General features: G+C 52.8%; 1 protein-coding gene. It reads right to left on the bottom strand.

The window, feature by feature from the left end; genetic code table 11:
• Nucleotides 1–215: 215 nt before the first annotated feature.
• A complete protein-coding gene (locus tag VE26_RS00070; RefSeq protein WP_052715560.1) occupies nt 216–425 on the bottom strand; it encodes a hypothetical protein in 210 nt (69 codons plus the stop codon).
• Nucleotides 426–555: the final 130 nt, after the last annotated feature.

Below are 555 nucleotides of genomic sequence, written 5' to 3' on the forward strand. Positions count from 1 at the left end.
CGCAAGATCGGTACGTTTACCTTTCCTCCTTCTTCTTGCTCTCTCTTCCTCCCTCCACCTTCCCTCCCGCTTTTCTTCTTGTTTGTCGTTTCGGCTGTTCTCTCGTTTTTGTATCGTTACTGTTTTCTTTGCCTGGCCTACTAATTTAGCGGCCACTCTTTCACTCATTCACGCTCCGATTAGGTCTGCCAAACAGCCGTAGCATAGCGTCCACTTCACGTCTGTCTCTTATACCCCTCTTTCTCTTCCGCCTCTCCCCCTTTTCTCTTTTTCTCTTTTCTCCCTTCCTCCTCCTTCCTCTCTCCTTTCTTTTTCCCGTTCTCGTCTCCTTCCTCCTCCCCTCCTTTCTCTCCTCCTCCCTCTCTTCCCCCCTTCTCTTCCTCCCCGTCCCCGTTCTCCTTCTCTTGTCCTTCTTTGTCCCCCACTTCTTCCCATTTTACCTTCCTGCCCTCTCCTATCTCCTCCTCCTTCTACTGCCTCCCCTTCTCCTCCTCCCCCCCCCTCCTCTCTCTTTCCTCATTCTCCCCCCTCGTCCCCTCTCTTCCTCCCTCTCTT

The sequence above is a fragment of the Devosia chinhatensis genome, from assembly GCF_000969445.1.
Lineage (GTDB): Bacteria > Pseudomonadota > Alphaproteobacteria > Rhizobiales > Devosiaceae > Devosia > Devosia chinhatensis.